The organism is Enterococcus sp. AZ078 (assembly GCF_051714985.1).
Taxonomy (GTDB): Bacteria; Bacillota; Bacilli; order Lactobacillales; family Enterococcaceae; genus Enterococcus_B; species Enterococcus_B hirae.
On record NZ_JBIOSW010000001.1, the window covers coordinates 1151596 to 1171078 of the forward strand.

21 protein-coding genes are annotated in these 19483 nt (G+C 37.2%); 20 read left to right on the forward strand and 1 reads right to left on the reverse strand.

Going from position 1 to position 19483, the window contains the following annotated elements:
* Positions 1–5: 5 nt before the first annotated feature.
* From IGJ18_RS05435 to IGJ18_RS05475, 9 genes are all read left to right on the forward strand, one after another.
* Positions 6–953 (forward strand): thymidylate synthase, encoded by a 948-nt coding sequence (locus tag IGJ18_RS05435; protein ID WP_034700291.1) that lies wholly within the window; start codon positions 6–8, stop codon positions 951–953.
* A gap of 19 nt (positions 954–972) precedes the next feature.
* Positions 973–1467 carry a dihydrofolate reductase gene (locus IGJ18_RS05440; protein WP_010719546.1) on the forward strand — a complete coding sequence of 165 codons (495 nt, stop codon included), beginning with the start codon at positions 973–975 and terminating at the stop codon, positions 1465–1467.
* Between the two features lie 231 nt (positions 1468–1698).
* Positions 1699–2541, forward strand: a complete 843-nt coding sequence (locus tag IGJ18_RS05445) for a DegV family protein (protein WP_010719545.1) — start codon at positions 1699–1701, stop codon at positions 2539–2541.
* A gap of 145 nt (positions 2542–2686) precedes the next feature.
* Positions 2687–3580: an SGNH/GDSL hydrolase family protein gene (locus tag IGJ18_RS05450; protein ID WP_010719544.1), complete on the forward strand. Its 894-nt coding sequence runs from the start codon at positions 2687–2689 to the stop codon at positions 3578–3580.
* Positions 3580–4281 carry a YpmS family protein gene (locus tag IGJ18_RS05455; protein ID WP_010719543.1) on the forward strand — a complete coding sequence of 234 codons (702 nt, stop codon included), beginning with the start codon at positions 3580–3582 and terminating at the stop codon, positions 4279–4281. The genes IGJ18_RS05450 and IGJ18_RS05455 overlap by 1 nt, the downstream gene beginning before the upstream one ends.
* A gap of 29 nt (positions 4282–4310) precedes the next feature.
* Positions 4311–4829 (forward strand): peptide-methionine (S)-S-oxide reductase MsrA, encoded by a 519-nt coding sequence (gene msrA, locus IGJ18_RS05460; RefSeq protein ID WP_010737371.1) that lies wholly within the window; start codon positions 4311–4313, stop codon positions 4827–4829.
* On the forward strand, positions 4826–5047 hold the full coding sequence (locus IGJ18_RS05465; RefSeq protein ID WP_010719473.1) for a YozE family protein: 222 nt from the start codon (positions 4826–4828) through the stop codon (positions 5045–5047). Before msrA ends, IGJ18_RS05465 begins: the two co-directional genes overlap by 4 nt.
* Positions 5048–5168: 121 nt before the next feature.
* Positions 5169–5720, forward strand: a complete 552-nt coding sequence (gene lepB / locus IGJ18_RS05470) for a signal peptidase I (RefSeq protein ID WP_034700293.1) — start codon at positions 5169–5171, stop codon at positions 5718–5720.
* 224 nt (positions 5721–5944) lie between these two features.
* Positions 5945–6958, forward strand: coding sequence for a lipoate--protein ligase (locus tag IGJ18_RS05475; RefSeq protein ID WP_178306044.1), 1014 nt, complete (start codon positions 5945–5947; stop codon positions 6956–6958).
* A 91-nt stretch (positions 6959–7049) separates the two neighbouring features.
* Here IGJ18_RS05475 and IGJ18_RS05480 read toward each other — a convergent pair whose 3' ends face one another.
* Positions 7050–7448, reverse strand: a complete 399-nt coding sequence (locus IGJ18_RS05480; RefSeq protein WP_438842987.1) for a VOC family protein — start codon at positions 7446–7448, stop codon at positions 7050–7052.
* A 343-nt stretch (positions 7449–7791) separates the two neighbouring features.
* Here IGJ18_RS05480 and IGJ18_RS05485 point away from each other — a divergent pair, with 343 nt between their 5' ends.
* The 11 genes from IGJ18_RS05485 (at position 7792) to codY (ending at position 19405) form a co-directional block, all read left to right on the forward strand.
* Positions 7792–8238, forward strand: a complete 447-nt coding sequence (locus IGJ18_RS05485; RefSeq protein WP_034700296.1) for a LytTR family DNA-binding domain-containing protein — start codon at positions 7792–7794, stop codon at positions 8236–8238.
* On the forward strand, positions 8235–8666 hold the full coding sequence (locus tag IGJ18_RS05490; protein ID WP_010737376.1) for a hypothetical protein: 432 nt from the start codon (positions 8235–8237) through the stop codon (positions 8664–8666). The genes IGJ18_RS05485 and IGJ18_RS05490 overlap by 4 nt, the downstream gene beginning before the upstream one ends.
* A 667-nt stretch (positions 8667–9333) precedes the next feature.
* Positions 9334–10194, forward strand: coding sequence for a ribosome biogenesis GTPase YlqF (gene ylqF / locus IGJ18_RS05495; RefSeq protein WP_010719467.1), 861 nt, complete (start codon positions 9334–9336; stop codon positions 10192–10194).
* Positions 10187–10954 (forward strand): ribonuclease HII, encoded by a 768-nt coding sequence (locus tag IGJ18_RS05500; protein ID WP_438842988.1) that lies wholly within the window; start codon positions 10187–10189, stop codon positions 10952–10954. Before ylqF ends, IGJ18_RS05500 begins: the two co-directional genes overlap by 8 nt.
* Positions 10955–11015: 61 nt before the next feature.
* On the forward strand, positions 11016–11873 hold the full coding sequence (gene dprA, locus IGJ18_RS05505; protein WP_096709229.1) for a DNA-processing protein DprA: 858 nt from the start codon (positions 11016–11018) through the stop codon (positions 11871–11873).
* A 120-nt stretch (positions 11874–11993) separates the two neighbouring features.
* Positions 11994–14072, forward strand: a complete 2079-nt coding sequence (gene topA / locus IGJ18_RS05510; RefSeq protein ID WP_438842989.1) for a type I DNA topoisomerase — start codon at positions 11994–11996, stop codon at positions 14070–14072.
* Positions 14041–15414: an FADH(2)-oxidizing methylenetetrahydrofolate--tRNA-(uracil(54)-C(5))-methyltransferase TrmFO gene (gene trmFO, locus IGJ18_RS05515; protein WP_051092533.1), complete on the forward strand. Its 1374-nt coding sequence runs from the start codon at positions 14041–14043 to the stop codon at positions 15412–15414. Before topA ends, trmFO begins: the two co-directional genes overlap by 32 nt.
* A 283-nt stretch (positions 15415–15697) precedes the next feature.
* Positions 15698–16597, forward strand: a complete 900-nt coding sequence (gene xerC, locus IGJ18_RS05520) for a tyrosine recombinase XerC (protein WP_010719462.1) — start codon at positions 15698–15700, stop codon at positions 16595–16597.
* Between the two features lie 39 nt (positions 16598–16636).
* Entirely contained in the window at positions 16637–17185 is a 549-nt protein-coding gene (gene hslV, locus IGJ18_RS05525; protein ID WP_010719461.1) for an ATP-dependent protease subunit HslV, read from the forward strand.
* A 12-nt stretch (positions 17186–17197) separates the two neighbouring features.
* Positions 17198–18598, forward strand: coding sequence for an ATP-dependent protease ATPase subunit HslU (gene hslU, locus IGJ18_RS05530; RefSeq protein WP_010719460.1), 1401 nt, complete (start codon positions 17198–17200; stop codon positions 18596–18598).
* A 15-nt stretch (positions 18599–18613) separates the two neighbouring features.
* On the forward strand, positions 18614–19405 hold the full coding sequence (gene codY / locus IGJ18_RS05535) for a GTP-sensing pleiotropic transcriptional regulator CodY (RefSeq protein ID WP_010719459.1): 792 nt from the start codon (positions 18614–18616) through the stop codon (positions 19403–19405).
* Positions 19406–19483: the final 78 nt, after the last annotated feature.

Below are 19483 nucleotides of genomic sequence, written 5' to 3' on the forward strand. Positions count from 1 at the left end.
AAAAAATGGAGCAAGCATATCTTGATTTAGGCAGGAAACTACTAGAAGAAGGACATGAAAAAGGCGACCGAACAGGCACCGGTACACGCAGCATTTTTGGCTATCAAATGCGGTTCGACCTACAAAAAGGATTTCCATTATTAACAACGAAACGGGTTCCTTTTGGGTTGATTAAGAGTGAATTGTTATGGTTTTTAAAAGGGGATACGAATATCCGTTATCTTTTACAAAATAACAATCATATCTGGGATGAATGGGCATTTGAACGATATATCAAAAGTGATGAATACCATGGGCCAGATATGACTGATTTTGGCCATCGAAGCATCTCTGATCCTGAGTTTAATAAACAATATCAAGAACAAAGTCAGCTATTTTGTGAAAGAATTTTAACTGATGACGCATTTGCTGAAAAATATGGCGATTTAGGTCACATCTATGGGTACCAGTGGCGCCATTGGGAAACGAAAGATGGTGGGTTTATCGATCAAATCAAGGAAGTGGTCGAAGCAATCAAAAAAACACCTGATTCAAGACGTTTGATCGTATCTGCTTGGAATCCAGAAGATGTTCCTAGTATGGCGTTGCCGCCTTGCCACACGATGTTTCAATTTTATGTTCATGATGGTCGTTTAAGTTGTCAATTGTATCAACGGAGTGGTGATGTATTTCTAGGTGTGCCTTTCAATATTGCCAGTTATGCTTTGTTAACCCATCTGATTGCGCATGAAACTGGATTAGAAGTTGGTGAATTTATCCATACTTTAGGTGATGCTCATCTCTATTCAAATCATGTGGAACAAATGAAAGAACAACTTTCAAGAGAAATGCGTGCGTTTCCTAAATTAGTTTTAAATACAGAAAAAAAATCTGTGTTTGACTTTGAAATGGATGATATCAAGGTTGAAGGCTATGAACCTCATCCAGCAATCAAAGCGCCAATCGCAGTATGAACACAGAAAGGATGATGAAATGTTAGCTGCTATCTGGGCACAAGATGAAAATGGGTTGATCGGTAAAGAAGACCAACTGCCTTGGCGATTACCCAATGATCTGAAGTTTTTTAAACAAATGACTGAAGCGAATACTTTAGTTATGGGAAGAAAAACATTTGAAGGTATGGGAAGTCGTCCGTTGCCTAACCGTCAAACAATCGTGATGACAAGAGATCGTGATTACCAAGCTGACAATGTCATGGTTATGCACGAGATTGAAGAAGTATTGGACTACGCAAAGGAAAACGATGGCATTTTGTTCGTTGCGGGAGGATCAGCTATTTATAAAGAATTTCTTCCTTTTTGTTCGGTGCTGTATCGCACAGTCATCCATCATTCTTTTACAGGGGATACTTATTTTCCAGAAGTTGATTGGGATCAATGGTCATTAATCAATATCAGCCAAGGGGAGATGGACGAAAAAAATCCTTATGCCCATCAATTTGAAACATATCAACGAAAAAGAAAATAAATAACCAATGAAAAAAGGTATTTCCTGAAAGCTTGTTTAGCACATTTTGGGAAATATCTTTTTTAATAAAGTTGAAATGATCAATACCACATCTTTGGATGAAAACGGAATCGTTCGTAGAGGTATTTAATGAAAAAACGTCTGTTGTCTGTTATACTTAAAAAAGAAATTGCCTTTATTAGTACTTGTTGTAAACCAAAAGGCATCTTGTTAAAGGAAGAGTGAGATAGTATGACAAATGTAAAAATCGTAACAGATTCTTCTTGTACAATGGAAAAAAGTGTGCGAGATAACTTAAATATCCAGGTGATGCCGCTAGCTATCATGATCGATGGCGTGGTCTATCCTGATGACGATCAATTAGGTGGAGAAAAATTCATGGATATGATGGCTCAAGCTAAATCATTACCAAAAACGAGTCAACCGCCAATCGGTGAATTTATTTCAACCTATGATCAACTTGGCGAAGATGGCAGTGAAGTTATCTCAATCCATATGACTAAAGGATTGAGTGGAACGGTTGAAGCGGCTCGTCAGGCAAGCAATCTGACTAAAACGAAAGTGACTGTCATCGATAGTGATACAACCGATCAGGGGCTGTCCTTCCAAGTGATCCGCGCTGCTGAACTTGCACAAGCAGGAAAAAGTGCTGATGAGATTCTTGAAGAAATCAAAAAAGTACAAGAAAATACAAAATTATATATTGGGATCTCTACATTAGATAACTTAGTCAAAGGTGGGCGCATTAGCCGAGCGACTGGTTTATTGTCAAGTGTATTGAACATACGTGCTGTGATGAATTTCACTCATGGAGAGTTGATCCCAGTTGCTAAGGGTCGAGGAAAGAAAACCTTTGACAAATGGTTCAATAATTTGAAGAAAGAATTAAAAGAACTACCAAATGTTCGTCAAATTGGGATCTCTCATGCAGATGCTCAAGAGCTTGCTCAAGAATTTAAAGAAGGACTACAAGAATTATTTCCTGATATGACGATTCCTGTTCTACACACGAATCCAGTTATTGCAACACATACGGGGAAAAACGCCTTTGCAATCATGTATTACGTTGACTAAATCAAGAGGATAAATCATTGGTCAGTTAGCCATTGATTTTATCCTTTTTTTCTTTATAATAATTCTTATTTTTTTCAGAAACACTACCTTTTTATTTTAATTTTTGATAACATAAGAAACAATCGAATAATATGAGGTGAATGATATGAAATTAACAAAACGACAACTATTGCTCGTTTTGTTCCCATTACTTATCGCTATATTTGTATATTTAGGACTATCTTTATCGATTCCAAAAGCTAAACCGCTATTAAAACCAGCAGCGACAGTTAGTCAAAAGACGGATCAAAAAGAAAAAATCCATTATGTAGCTATCGGCGATTCGTTAACTGAAGGAATAGGAGATCAAACGAAACAAGGTGGTTTTGTTCCATTAGTAGCCAACGATTTAAAAGATCGCTATGATCTGACTGCTGTTGAAATTGAAAACTATGGGGTAAACGGTGAACGGAGCGATCAAATTTTAAAACGGCTCAAGAAAAATTCAGAGATTCAAACAAACATTAAATCAGCTGACTTTATCACTTTGACAGTGGGCGGAAATGACTTAATGAAAGTGATTCAAAACGATCTATTTGGGATCAGTATCCAATCATTTAAGCGACCATTACAAAAGTATCAGAAAAATGTTGAACAACTGATTGAAGAAATTAGGAAGTTAAATGGTCACGCACCGGTTTACATCTTAGGTATTTATAATCCATTCTATTTGAATTTCCCTGAGATTAAAGACATGCAGACGATTGTGAACAACTGGAATGCTGGGACTGAGTCTGTTGTCAAAAATGCGGACAACTGCTATTTTATCCCAATCAATGATTTGCTATATCAAGGGTTAAACCAAAAAGTTGGCGTAACTGAAGAAGGAACGAATCAGTCAAGTACTAGCGAAAGTACGTCAAATAGCAAAAATAATGTATTGTATGAAGAAGATCATTTTCATCCTAATAACTTAGGCTATCAATTGATGGCCAATGCTGTACGAGATGAATTAATTGAAACGCAAGACCAGTGGTTGCCAAGGGAGGATCAGAAATAATGGAAAAACGCTCAAAAAAGGTTTCGACAGAAACGAATACTGAAATTCAAAAGAAAAATTATTGGAAATGGGCTTTTTTGATCCTTTTAGGAGTTGTTCTTGGATCAAGCATCTTTTTAGGTACTCGGATTTTTGCGAATCGAGAACCGGATTTTGCTAAGGTGCCAGCGATCACCCAAAGACAAGGAGATCCAGTCTTGACCATCAACACCAATAAAGAAAAGGTCAATCAAATGATCAGTTTTTTCTTGACAGATTATCAAAAAGACCAAGGTATTCAATATAAATTTTATCTTGAAAATGAAGCGATGTTGAATGGTACGTTTGAAGTATTAGGATTTCCAATCAACTTTTATCTGTACTTTGATCCATATGTGATGGAAAATGGAAATGTCCAATTAAAAGCGAAAAGTCTTTCGATCGGCACATTGAGTTTACCGATCAAAGATATCATGAATATGATCAAGCGAAATTATAAGTTGCCTGATTGGATTGAAATCAATACGGATGATTTGACGATCATGCTACGTTTAGATCGCTTCCGTATGCAAAATGGTATGTACATCAAAGCAGATAAAATTGATTTAGTGAATGATGACATTCGGTTTAGTCTATATCTACCTAAAGAAACTGGTGAAAAGACAACGAGCAATAAAACGACAAAGAATACTGATACCACCGACACGAGTGTAACGAAGTAAACAGTGGGTCATTGATGGGAGAGAGAAGGATGGAAAGAGCAATTTTTGCTGGAGGATGCTTTTGGTGTATGATTCAGCCCTTTGATACGCTACCAGGGATTCATACGATCATGTCTGGCTATACAGGTGGACATGTGCCATCTCCAACCTATGAACAAGTCAAATCTAAAACGACTGGTCATACAGAAGCGGTAGAGATCATCTACGATCCAGAGAAAATATCATATCAAGAATTAGTGGAAATTTATTGGCAGCAAACCGATCCAACGGATGCATTTGGACAATTTGAAGATCGTGGCGAGAATTATCGGCCGGTTATTTACTTTACGACAAATGAACAGAAGAGAATCGCGGAAGAAAGTAAAAATCGATTAGCGGCTAGTGGTCGGTTTACAAAACCGATCGTGACCACGATTGAAAAAGCACAACCATTTTATTTGGCTGAGCCAGAGCATCAAGATTATTATAAAAAAAATCCTGAAAATTTTGAGCGAAACCATGCAAGAAGAGCGGCTTTCGTCAAAGAAAACTGGGAGGAAAGAATGTGAATCAAAGCTTCTATCATTATTTAATGACTCTTCGTGGCGGTAAACAAGCAGATCAACAGTCTGTTTTCGCCACAGAAGCAGGAAAAGATATCCAGTTTCCTAAACATAGTACGAGTTATGAAGAAATTTCCGATTATCTAGAATTGAATGTGGATTATTTGTCATCTATGGATATATTTGATGAGGTGTGGGAAAAATATTTAGAAAACAGCCATTGATTCTGCGTTTGTTTTCTTCATTTTTTAGAAAAGATCAAAAAGGAAACATCTAGTCGCATTTTTTGTTTTTTTTTTCTATAATAGAGAAAGAACGATAACCTTGAGAGTGGAATGATGGATATTGACAAAAAAACAACGCTATATCGACCGTTTTTGGCTTATAATCAAATATGTACTTTGCTCCATCTTGATCGCTTTTATTTTAAGAGGATTTCTTCTTATTCCAGTGCCAGTGGAAGGTAATTCGATGGAAAACGTCTTGAAACAAGGTGACATGGTTGTAATGGAAAAATTTTCTGAAATCAGACGGTTTGACGTAGTTGTTTTTCAATTGGCTGATGGAACGATTTATATCAAACGAGTGATCGGGTTGCCAGGAGAGACAATTAGCTATGAGAATGATCAGCTGAAAGTGAATGGAAAAGTGGTCGAAGAACCTTTTCTAACGAAAAATAGAAAGTCAGATCATGAAAGTAGTCCTTATACAACGGACTTTACTCTGGAAGAATTAACGAATAAGACAAAGCTGCCAGCCGACAGTTACTTTGTTTTAGGGGACAATCGACGTGTTTCGAAAGACAGTCGCTCCTTTGGTATGATTACAGGAAGCGAAATATTGGGTAAGGCTCGCTTTGTTTACTATCCCTTGAACGAGATAAAATGGATTGGGTAAAGAAAAGAGATCATTCAGGATGATTTCAAGGCGCTAATGCCAGCGCTTATTTGTTTTAGAGTGAAGAGGAAAGCAACCTCCAAAAGTTAGATTTTTTGGTCTAACTTTTGGAGGTCGCTTTTTTACTTGATTAAAATAGTACAATTAAGATATAAAATGATCTAATTTCTTGCCATTTTATGTTCTAAAAGAGATGATAGGAGAAAAAGTAAGAAGGGATAAAAGTGCGCTATCATATCATGGAAAGTTTAGATATTCGGAGAAATCTAGCAACAGAGGAATATCTTATGAACAGTTTTGACAGTGATGAACCTTTATTTTTACTATATATTCAAAAACCTTGTGTGATTATTGGACGAAACCAAAATAGTTATGAAGAAATCGATCTCAAGTATTTAAGGGAAAAAAACGTGACACTCACTCGGCGAACCTCAGGTGGAGGTGCTGTATATGATGACTTAGGAAATCTAAGCTTTAGCTTTGTGACCAGCAAAAATGCAATGAAATTTGGTGAATATGAATCCATTACCTCGCCTATTATCACAGCATTAAGAAAAATGGGCGCAACCAAAGCAGAAGTTGGTGGACGTAATGATATGTATATCGAAGGAATGAAATTTTCAGGGAATGCCATGTATACGAAAAAAAATCGGTTATACTCACATGGTACACTGATGTACGACGTTGATTTGTCCGTTCTTGATAAAATTTTGACGGTTTCCAAAGAGAAAATTGAGTCTAAAGCAACGAAATCAGTAAAAAAAAGTGTGACGAATCTGAAACCATTTTTAAAAGAAAAATATCAATTTGAAAAAACCGCTGACTTTAGAGATGCACTGATTTGTGAAGTCTATCAGGTCGATGATCTGCAAGAAATTGAAGATAAAAGGGTAGATTTGACGAAGAAAGATGAACAAAACATTGAACAAATCGTCCAGAATCGTTATGCCAATGATGATTGGGTCTATGGTGAAACACCAAGGTTTTCGGTGAAACGCAGAATCAGGCTCCCCAAAGTTGGAATTGTGGATGTCCGTTTGTCGACACTGCATGGGAGAATCAATGAGATTCGTTTTTATGGTGATTTTTTTGGACAAAAAGATGTAAGTATTCTTGAACAACAATTACTTGGTCAAAAATTTATTTATGAAGAAATAAAAAACGCATTAAATGATATGACTGTTTCAGATTATATCTTTCATTTTAATAACGAAGATCTACTAGCACTACTATTTTAGTCAAACAAGCCAAAATAAGTGCATAGGAGACCAAGATAATTTATCTAAAAAAGCCTTCCATCTGTTTTTCTAATGGAGGGCTTTAAAAAATTTACATTTTCATCCAGACAGGCTCTAATGTATTTCCATCTAAATCTTGGACTTCAAGTGAAAACATTTCTTCTTCAGACATGCCCATATCGACTTCATGATAGCTTCCGCCATTTTCTTTCGCCGTATTCGCAAACTTTTTAACTTCATCCGCATTTGCTACGCTAAAAGAAATCAAGGCGCCACTTGTTTTTTTATTATCTGCGATTTCTTTGTCTTTTAAGAATTTTTTGTAAAAACCGTGAGAGAGTAACATGATCCAAAATGTGTCGTCCCAAACCACAGCGCTTGCTTCCTCAGTTGAAAATTCTTCATTTTTCTTAAAGCCCAATTTTTCATAAAAAGCAACAGACTTGTCTACATCTTCAACGGGGAAATTAACAAAAACCATACTGTTCATTTGTACCTCTCCTTTCTTTTATCCTATCATCTATTAAAATGTAAACGTTGTCAAAAGATGCGTGCTGAAAGAATTCTTCTTTACAGTTTTATAAACGTTCATTGAATATATTTATCGGCAGAATACTAGAAAAAACGATTAAACCCAATCGAATGTCGTTCATCATTAAAGACAGGAATATTCTTCATTTGAAGAAGCAGGGTACACCTGAATAGGGAGGAAGTATTGAAATGTTTCCTATCTCTTGCAATCTTCTTGCGAAAAAGTGCAACCTCATGGAAAGGAATTGAATATGGTATGCGTACGGCTTAAACTGAGAGTATCAAAGCAAGGAGGAGAAAATTTGAGAATAAAATTTGGAATTGATAATCACATTGCACAGGATACAGTGAAGGTAACTACCCATTCTTCTTGCGAAAAAACGTGGGGGAGAATAAAAGAAGCTATTCTGACTACGGAGCAAACAATCGTAGTAATTGATGCAAAAACAAATAAGAAAGTTTCCAGGCTATTAAGTGATGTCTCCTCAATCGAGTCAAAAGAACAGATGTGTCATGTCGTTTTTACATCAAATGAGAGGTATCTATTAGCTGTACGGTTAAAAATAGTTGAGAAGCAATTTACAAGTTACGGATTTGTGCGGATCAACATTAGTACGCTGGTTAATCGATCTTTTATTAAAGCTTTTCGTTCTACGGATAATGCACGGGTTGAAATTGAAATGAAAAATGGTTCTAAATTTATTGTGAATCGTCACTATGTAAAAAAATTTAAGGAGATGTGGGTATGAGTAAACAGATAAAACATAATTTTTTTCAAACGTTCTCGTTAAGCAGCATCTGGTTGATATTTATAATAACAAGCTTCTTTGCGAAAGGACAGATGATCCATGTTTATTTTCTTTGGCACGTAATGGGTGTTAGTCTAGTTTGTGCATTAGTCTTTGGTGTGATGTATGATGTGCTTTGGAATCATCTTACGCTGAAACCAGTCAGTAATATTTTGATTGCGACTGTTGGAAATACAGTTGCGGGTTTAGCGATTTTCAATTTGCTTTCATTCAAACTGCCTTTGGCAATTTCACCAATTAATCTTTTGGCAATTTATCTTATTTTAAATTTGATCTTACACACCATTGCTTTTTATCTATACGCAAAAAATGAGAGCAAAAAGCAAGCAAGAGCGTTAAATAAAAAAATAAATAACTCAATCGATTAAACGTTAGAAAGCAGGATGGGGGGTTCCGCTCATTTTTAACTGAAAAAGGATAATCGACAGTTGATGATTCCAAAACTCAGAGTCGATAATTAAGTGAAAAAATATCTCAAATTATATTGAGTAATGGATAACGAAGAGGTCTTAGAGGAAGTGTTATCTCACCAATTTGTTGCATGGAGGAATCAAGAATCCAGAGAACGGAAAATGCCAAAATGAGAGTGCGATTAGTAGGGAAATATGATAAAATACGGAACAGGCGCCTTTTTGTTATTTATAATGATGTATTTTCTTTTTATTAATAGTAATAAAAGTACAAAACATGTTTGATAAAGAAAAATACCCTAAGGCGTTGAGATTTAGTATCATGATAGAAGGATTATTCTGCCGAACCACTGATGAATAAAAAGCGGTATCCACTTTAAAAAATTGTAAAGTCAGGATAAATGCATAAAAATAATGGCTGATCTTAGGTTCATGGTAGTATGGATAGTTGCAGAGCTGCTTTTGAAAGAGTCTACCCAATAATTGCTTTGAATAATATAAGGAAAATGAGCCTAATCAACTTACTTGATGGTAGTAGACTTGTATGCATAGATTTACTAAGGTTAAATATGATAATGTAAGAATAAGGTTTGAAATCCTTATATGAAAGGAATGAATTTATTCTATGACGATCCAATGGTTCCCAGGGCACATGGCAAAAGCCCGTCGTGAAGTTTCTGAGAAAATGAAATATGTCGATATCGTCTTTGAATTAGTCGATGCACGATTACCTTTGTCTTCACGTAATCCAATGCTTGATCAGATCATCCAACAAAAGCCAAGGTTGGTATTATTAAATAAAGCTGATCTAGCAGACCCCCAACAAACGAAGTTATGGCAAACGTATTTTCAACAACAAGGTCATCAAGCATTAGCGATTACCGCTCAAGAAAGTAAAGGGATCAAAGCGTTGATTCCAGCAGCCAAAGAAGCACTGAAAGAAAAAAGAGCACGTGATGCCGCTCGAGGGATCAAACCACGAGCAATCAGAGCCATGGTTTTAGGTATTCCAAATGTTGGGAAGTCAACATTGATGAACCGCTTAGTTGGAAAAAAAATTGCTCAAACAGGTAATAAACCTGGTGTGACAAAAGGACAACAATGGTTGCGCCTAGGTAGCGAATTAGAGTTATTAGATACGCCAGGAATCTTATGGCCTAAATTTGAAGATGAAGAGATCGGTAAAAAACTAGCACTAACCGGAGCCATTAAAGACCAGTTAGTTCATTTAGATGATCTCGCTATCTATGGCTTAGATTTTTTCGCTCGTTACTATCCAGGAAGAATTGCGGAGCGCTATCAGTTGCCAGAAGAAGCAGAACAACAATTAGCACCTGAATTATTGATGACGATTACTGCAAAGCGTGGCTATAAAGATGATTATGATCGTGGTAGTGAAGTGGTAGTCTTCGATATCCGTCAAGGAAAACTTGGGCGCTACACGTTAGATCGATGTGAAGAAATGGGGAAAACAAGCGATGAGTGAATCGATCCAAAGTATCAAGGAACGATTAAAAACAGTGACGTCGTTAACTGATCCCTTCATTGCCGAACTAAAGCAAGATCAGCGAAAAGGGGTACAACAAGCGCTTCTATCCTTTGAGAAACAAGTAAAAAAAACGGCATTGATCCAAGAAAAATATTTGGAAATGTCATTATTTGAGAAGCAGGCATATGAACAAGGATATGAATGGATTGCGGGGATTGATGAAGTAGGGCGTGGGCCTTTAGCAGGGCCAGTAGTAGCGGCCGCTGTCATCCTATCTAAAGACGAACCGATCCTTGGATTAAATGACTCGAAACAATTATCAGAAAAAAAACGAGAACTGCTTTATGACCAAATCCAACAAAAAGCACTTGCTATCGGTATCGGCATCATTGATGAAAAAAAGATTGATGAGGTCAATATTTATGAGGCAAGCAAACTAGCAATGATCCAAGCTGTAGAAAAGCTGGCGATACGTCCAAATTATCTCTTAATTGATGCCATGACACTGGATTTGCCAATCCAGCAAGAAAAATTGATCAAAGGAGATGCTCGTTCAGTTTCTATTGCGGCAGCAAGTATCATTGCAAAAGTTTATCGTGATGATTTAATGAAAAAATATGATGAACTATATCCAGGTTATGGGTTTGGCCATAATGCTGGTTATGGAACGAAAGAACATCTACAAGGCTTAGCAACACAAGGAATTACCCCTATTCATCGACGCTCTTTTGCACCGATAAAAAATTATTTATCTTAAGATGTTTGACCGTCTCTTGCGTATTTTATTTAAAAGTAACTTCGAGAGGCGGTTTTCGTTCATGGATCAGATTGAAGGATTTTTACTTAAATTAGCTTATGCGAAAGGAATTAGCAGTCAAGGAAAATGGGCGGTTGTCCAGGCTTTATTGGAAACTCAAACATGCGAGTTGTCTTCTTATGAAATCATTGAAATCGCAAAAATTGTTCGTCATCGAGAAAAATTTCAAGAAAGTTGGCGGCAAATCAATCAAAATTTTGCGAAGTTTAAAACAGCTCAGTCATTCATTACTTGTCTTGACCCGTGCTATCCCCCGCAACTTTTTCATCTTGCGACACCACCGATTCTTTTATTTTATTCTGGTGATCTTTCTCTACTAAAACAAAAGATGCTCAGTGTGGTTGGGGGCAGGAAAACCTCGGTCTTGGCAAAAAAAGTTGTACATGAACTTTTAACTCCGGTCATAGATGCTAACTATGTCATCGTTAGTGGCTGTGCCAAAGGAATCGATACATACGCACATTTGGCTGCGATTAAAAATACTGGAAAGACGATTGCGGTAATCGGTACAGGAATTAAAAAAGCCTACCCAAAGGAAAACCAATTTCTTCAAGCAGAAATTGGAAAGAATCATCTTTTACTTAGTGAATATCCACCATATGAAGGACCAAAACAATACCGCTTTCCCATGAGAAATCGAATCATTGCTGCTTTGTCACAAGGCACTTGTGTCATTGAAGCAAAGCAAAAAAGTGGTTCTTTGATAACAGCACAACAAGCGTTAGAAATCGGTCGAACTGTTTTTTCTGTACCTGGAAATATTTTGACACAATACTCAACTGGCTCCCATCAACTAATTCAAGATGGTGCTGTTTGTGTGATTTCTGGTGAAGATTTATTGTTCGAGTTGAAAGAATAACAGGAACTTCTCATTTGATTTTCTTGACAAACGTTTTCTGAATGGATATGATAAGCTACGATTTGTATGAGTCCGCTTAATATAGTAGGAACATGTCAATGGAAAGGAGTCCATTCAGTAATGGCATATAAATATTTAGTGATTGTGGAATCACCTGCAAAGGCCAAAACCATTGAAAAATATCTTGGTCGTAATTATAAAGTAATGGCCAGTGTCGGTCATATACGTGATTTACCTAAAAGTAAAATGGGAATTAATGTCGAAAACAACTATGAACCCCATTATATTTCAATTCGCGGAAAAGGCGATGTGATCAAAAGTTTAAAATCAGCAGCAAAAAAAGCGCAAAAAGTTTATCTTGCAAGTGACCCGGATAGAGAAGGGGAAGCAATTGCTTGGCATTTAGCCTATTTACTAGGTTTAGATTTATCAGAAAAAAATCGTGTGGTTTTTAACGAAATTACTAAGGAAGCGGTAAAAGCAGCCTTCAAGGAACCAAGAACAATCGACGTGGATTTAGTGGATGCCCAACAAGCAAGACGGGCGTTAGACCGCTTGGTGGGCTACTCCATCAGTCCAATCCTATGGCGCAAAGTCAAAAAAGGACTAAGTGCTGGAAGAGTACAGTCTATTGCATTAAAAATTATCATTGATCGTGAAAAAGAAATCCGTGATTTCATTCCAGAAGAATACTGGAGCATTGACGGTAATTTCAAAAAAACACGTAAAAAATTTAAAGCAAACTTTTGGGGAATTGATGGCAAGAAAAAGAAATTGCCTGATGCCCAATCCGTAAAAGAAGTTACTGATCGTATTGATGGACCAGATTTCACCGTTCAAAAAGTTGAAAAGAAAGAACGGAAACGAAATCCAGCAAACCCATTTACTACGAGTAGCCTACAACAAGAAGCTGCTAGAAAATTGAATTTTAGAACACGGAAAACGATGATGGTTGCACAACAATTATATGAAGGAATCTCCTTAGGTAAGCAAGGGACTGTAGGTTTGATCACATATATGCGTACCGATTCAACACGGATCGCTGAGACTGCGAAAGCAGAAGCGGCTACCTTCATCGAAGAAACTTACGGGAAAGAATTTTCTAGTCATGCACAACGTAAAATCAAAAATGCGCAAGGTGCGCAAGACGCCCATGAAGCAGTTCGCCCGACAAGTGTCCTACGTACTCCTGAGGAAATCAAACAATATTTAGACAAGGACCAATTAAAACTCTACACCCTTATTTGGTCACGATTTGTTGCTAGTCAAATGACACCAGCGATATTAGATACCATGAAAGTTACCTTAGAACAAAATGGCGTACTTTTTATTGCGAATGGCTCTAAAGTTAAATTTAAAGGGTTCATGCAAGTCTATGTTGAAGGCAGAGATGATGGGAAAGAAGATAAAGAAAATATCTTACCAGAACTAGCACAAGGGGACATTGTTCAATCAGTGGACATTGAACCGAAGCAACATTTCACGCAACCGCCAGCAAGATTCAGTGAAGCAACTTTAATCCGTGCTTTGGAAGAGAATGGTGTGGGACGTCCTTCCACTTATGCGCCAACGCTGGATACGATCCAACGACGTTACTATGTCAAATTGACACAAAAACGCTTCGAACCAACTGAATTGGGTGAAATCGTCAATTCTTTGATTTGTGATTTCTTCCCCCAAATCGTCGATATCCATTTTACCGCTGAAATGGAAGGTGATTTGGATAAAATTGAAGAAGGAAAAGAAGCATGGATCGAAGTGGTGGATCGTTTCTACAAACCATTTGAAAAAGAATTGACCAATGCAGAAGAAAAAATCGAAAAAATTCAAATCAAAGATGAACCGGCTGGATTTGACTGTGATATTTGTGGGCATCCGATGGTTATAAAATTAGGAAAGTATGGTAAATTTTATGCATGTAGTAATTTTCCTGATTGTCGAAATACGAAACCAATTGTTAAAGAGATCGGTGTGACTTGTCCAGTTTGTCATGAGGGTCAGGTGATTGAACGCAAGTCTAAGAAAAACCGAATCTTTTACGGGTGTTCACGTTTTCCAGACTGTGACTTTACTTCTTGGGACAAACCAGTAGGTCGAAATTGTCCGAAATGTGACCAGTATTTAGTTGAAAAGAAAGTCAAAGGCGGAAAACAAGTCGTATGTATCAATGGCGACTATGAAGAAGACATTCAAAAATAAAATGAGAAGAGGTCTTTATTTGAAAACTGTTAATGTAATAGGTGCAGGATTAGCTGGAAGTGAAGCAGCTTGGCAAGTCGCTCAAGCAGGTGTTCCTGTTCGTTTATACGAGATGCGCCCAGTGAAATCAACAGAAGCACACCATACAAGTAATTTTGCAGAGTTAGTCTGTTCCAACTCCTTGAGAGGGAATAGTTTAGCAAATGCAGTAGGTTTATTAAAAGAAGAAATGCGACGGTTAAATTCAGTCGTGATCACTTCAGCTGATGAAACAGCTGTTCCAGCTGGCGGTGCCTTAGCAGTGGATCGGGATTCTTTTTCTGAGACGATCACACGTAAAGTCAAAGAACACCCGCTAGTAACAGTCATCAATGAAGAAATCACTGAAATTCCAGAAGGGATCACGATTATTGCTACTGGTCCCTTAACCTCTCACCCGTTAGCTGAAAGTATTAAAGCATTCAATGGTTCTGACGGATTCTATTTTTATGATGCAGCAGCACCGATCGTAGACAAAGCAACGATCGATATGGATAAAGTCTATTTAAAATCACGCTATGATAAAGGAGAAGCAGCTTATCTAAACTGTCCAATGACTGAAGAAGAGTTTAAAGCATTCCACGAAGCTTTAACAACAGCTGAAGTAGCCGAACTTAAATCATTTGAAAAAGAAAAATACTTTGAAGGCTGTATGCCGATCGAAGTGATGGCTCAGCGTGGCTTTAAAACAATGCTGTTTGGTCCAATGAAACCAGTTGGATTAGAAGATCCAAAAACCGGTAAACGCCCTTATGCGGTGATCCAGTTACGTCAGGACAATGCCGCTGCCTCATTGTATAACATCGTTGGTTTCCAAACGCACTTAAAATGGGGAGAACAAAAACGGGTTTTCCGTATGATCCCAGGTTTAGAAAACGCAGAATTTGTCCGTTATGGTGTAATGCACCGCAACAGTTTTATGAATTCACCAGAATTATTGAAACCAACTTATCAATCAACGAAGCGTGAAGACTTGTTCTTTGCAGGACAAATGACTGGTGTGGAAGGTTATGTTGAAAGTGCAGCTAGTGGTTTGCTTGCAGGGATCAATGCTGCTCGTTTAGCTAAAGAAAGTGAGCCGATTGAGTTTCCACGAGAAACAGCGATTGGGAGTATGGCGTATTATATTACACATGCTGAAGGAAAACATTTCCAACCAATGAATGCGAATTATGGTTTGTTCCCTGAATTACCAGAGCGCATTCGTGACAAAAAAACACGTTATGAAGCGATTGCTCAAAGAGCACTTCAGGCAAATGAACAAATAAAAAAAGAATTAATTGATGAAGTAACAGCTCAGTAACATGAAGTGAGCCCGGGACAAAGGTGTTCCGGGCTCTTTACTAGGCATAAAATAAATATACAACACATCTTTTATTTGCAGTGTTCCAAAAGGAATTTTTTTCTTTTGGTAAAAAATGAGTAAATATCAGATTAAAAAAAAGGTCGTAATCTAAGAAATTTGTCAAATTAATTGTTTCAATTGTGAACAAACTTAGAAATATTGATTAAATTCTGACAATTTATTTGTTTTTTTAATTTTGCTATGCTAAATTTATCTCTGGGATTAAAAGGAAGGTGATAAAATGCTAGAACAAACGTGGAAAGATAAGTTTTTGCGTTATTTAATCGTGGAACGTGGTTACTCTGAAAAAACACGAGAAGCATACGAGGAAGACCTCACTAATTTTGAAAGATTTCTTACAGAATCAGGAGAGGATGATTTATTAAAAATCAATCACTTAGATGTTCGAGTGTATTTAAGTTACCTAACTGATGAAAGATATAGCAGAAATTCGATCAGTCGTAAGATTGCAAGTCTGCGCTCTTTTTATCAATACCTTTTAAAAGAAGAAGTGATCAAAGAAAATCCTTTTTCTTATGTCCACCTAAAAAAGAAAAATTTGAAACTACCTCGCTTTTTTTATGAGAATGAAATGCAAGCATTATTTGACAGTGTCAAAGGAGAAAAACCTTTAGATTTGAGGAACCAAGCGCTATTAGAAGTTCTTTACGGTTCGGGCATTCGATTAAGCGAGTGCAGTAATTTGAAACTAGCAGAAATCGATTTCGACTCCGAAGTCATGTTGATTCATGGTAAAGGGAATAAAGAACGGTATGCACCACTTGGTTCATTCGCACAAGATGCCTTACAAGAGTATTTTGAAAAAGGGCGAAAGGTGCTGATGGATAAATACCACAAGAGTCATGACTATGTTTTTGTGAACCATCATGGTGAACCAATTACGCCAACAGGGATCGAGTATGTATTGAATCAAGTGATTAAAAAGAGTAGTTTAGATAGTTCGATCCATCCACATATGCTGCGGCATACCTTTGCTACACACTTGCTGAATAATGGTGCAGATATGCGGACAGTTCAAGAGCTGTTGGGTCATGCTAATCTATCTACTACACAGATCTATGCTCACGTGACAAAAGAAAGTTTACAAAAAAATTATCGCTCGTTTCATCCAAGAGCGTAATAGAAAAGGATTAGTAATCTTAATTGGGAGGAAATAACTATGGTAGAATCACAATTTCATTCAACGACGATTTGTGCCGTTGAAAAAGATGGAAAATTTGCAATGGCAGGTGACGGTCAAGTTACAATGGGCGAATCCGTGGTGATGAAAGGAAGCGCAAGAAAAGTCCGTCGAATCTATAATGATGAAGTCATCGTAGGATTTGCTGGAAGTGTCGCAGACGCATTTACATTGGAAGAAAAATTTGAAGGCAAATTAAATGAATACAATGGTAATTTACAGCGAGCTGCAGTGGAATTAGCGCAAGAATGGCGGACACAACAGTCCATGCAAAAACTAGAAGCAATGTTGATCGTAATGAATGAAAAAGAAATGTTATTAGTTTCAGGTACTGGGGAAGTGATTGCACCAGATGATGGAATTTTGGCAATTGGTTCAGGAGGGAATTTTGCATTAGCTGCTGCTCGAGCAATGAAGAACTACGCACAAAACGACATGAGTGCCAAAGAAATCGCAGAGAATGCATTGAATATTGCAGCAGACATTTGTATCTTTACAAATCATAATATTATTGTGGAAGAATTATAGAGGTGAAGAAGAATGTATGAATTAAAACAAACACCAAGACAAATCGTTAATGAATTAGATCAATATATCATTGGACAACAAGCAGCTAAAAAATCAGTTGCGGTCGCTTTGCGCAATCGCTATCGCCGTTTACAATTAGATGAAAAAATGCAACAAGACATCACACCTAAAAATATGCTGATGATCGGACCAACAGGGGTAGGGAAAACAGAGATCGCTCGTCGATTGGCGAAAATCGTCAACGCTCCTTTCGTGAAAGTAGAAGCAACGAAATTTACAGAAGTAGGTTATGTTGGTCGAGATGTGGAGTCGATGGTTCGTGATCTAGTAGAAAATGCGATCCAGATCGTTGAAAAAGAACAATATAGCCGTGTATATACTGAAGCTAAGAAAAGAGCAGAAAAACGATTAGTAAAAGTGCTGGTTCCTGGAATTAAAAAAGAACAAAAACAAACAGGAAATCAATTTGAACAAATGATGAACATGTTCAATGTTGCGCAACAAAATACAGCAGAACCGCAAGAAGAAGTGACTGAAGAAATCCGTGTCAATCGGAAAACGGTTCTAGAACAATTACAAAAAGGTTTACTTGATAACCGTCAAGTAACAATCGAAATAGAAGAACAAAAGAAACCAGCTCCAATGATGAACAATGGTTTGGAACAGATGGGCATTGATTTAAATGAAACATTAGGGGCGCTAACACCGAAGAAAAAGGTTGAGCGCACGTTAGCAGTAAAAGATGCACTTGAACTGTTGATCAAAGAAGAATCAAGTAAACTAGTCAAAGATGCTGACATCCATAGTGAAGCCATTCAATTAGCACAATCAAGCGGGATCATTTTTATTGATGAAATCGATAAAATCACTTCAAAATCACAACAATCTGGTGAAGTATCACGTGAAGGCGTCCAAAGAGATATCCTGCCAATCGTTGAAGGTTCACAAGTGAACACGAAGTATGGAGTTATCCAAACGGATCACGTCTTATTTATTGCTTCTGGTGCCTTCCATTTATCAAAACCAAGTGATTTGATTCCAGAATTGCAAGGACGGTTTCCAATACGTGTAGAATTAGATGATTTAACTGCAGATGACTTTATTAAGATCTTGACTGAACCAAACAATGCACTGATCAAACAATACGTAGCATTAATTGGCACAGAAAATGTTTCAGTTATCTTTACGAAAGAAGCAATTGAGAAAATCGCTCAAATCGCTTATGATGTGAACCGCGATACAGACAATATCGGAGCTAGACGTTTGCACACGATCTTAGAAAAATTGTTAGAAGACTTATTGTTTGAAGCACCTGACATGCAAATGGGAGAAATCACGATTACGGAAGCATATGTAGAAGAAAAATTAGGTTCGATTGTAGCAAATGAAGATTTAAGTCGTTTTATTTTATAAAATCGGAGGAAGAAAATGACGGATTTATTAACAAAAACCCGCAATATCAACAAATTATTACAACAAAAAAATACTTTCGATCTGCGAGCTGATTTACCTTATGATAAAATGGCTGTGACATTAGGTGCTATTTTAGATAGTAACGTCTATATCATCAGCAGTGAAGGTGTCTTATTAGGCTATGATGAACGTCATGATGTCAACAATGAACGGATAAAAATGATGTTTGTTGAAAAGCAATTTCCCGATTCTTATACTGACACAGTTGATCAATTGAACAAAACGGAAGCCAATATTCCGATCAGTAGTGAAATGACTGCTTTTCCTTTTGAAGCAAGAGAAAAATACCCATTTGGTTTGACGACAGTAGTTCCTATTTTTGGTGCTGGCGAGCGGTTAGGAACCATTATTTTATCAAGGATGGAACAAGCCTTTACCGATGAAGACCTAGTGTTAGCTGAATATGGTGCGACGGTAGTCGGTATGCAGATTCTTTATCAAAAATCACGTAGTATTGAAGCGGATGTCAGAAGTGCAACAGCTGTCCAAATGGCGATCAATACTTTGTCTTACAGCGAATTGAAGGCAGTTCAAGCGATTTTTGATGCCTTAGAAGGCGATGAAGGACGTTTAACAGCATCCAATATTGCGGATAAAATTGGGATCACTCGCTCAGTGATCGTCAATGCATTACGTAAATTAGAGTCAGCTGGGATCATTGAATCACGCTCCCTTGGGATGAAAGGGACGTATTTAAAAGTTCTAAATTCCAGATTCAAAGAGGAATTAACAAAACACAGTTACTAAAAATCTATGACCGATTGATTAGATGAATCTATTCAGTAGGAACGAAGTAGACAAAAAGAGTCTCCTTTAGGTTTTCTT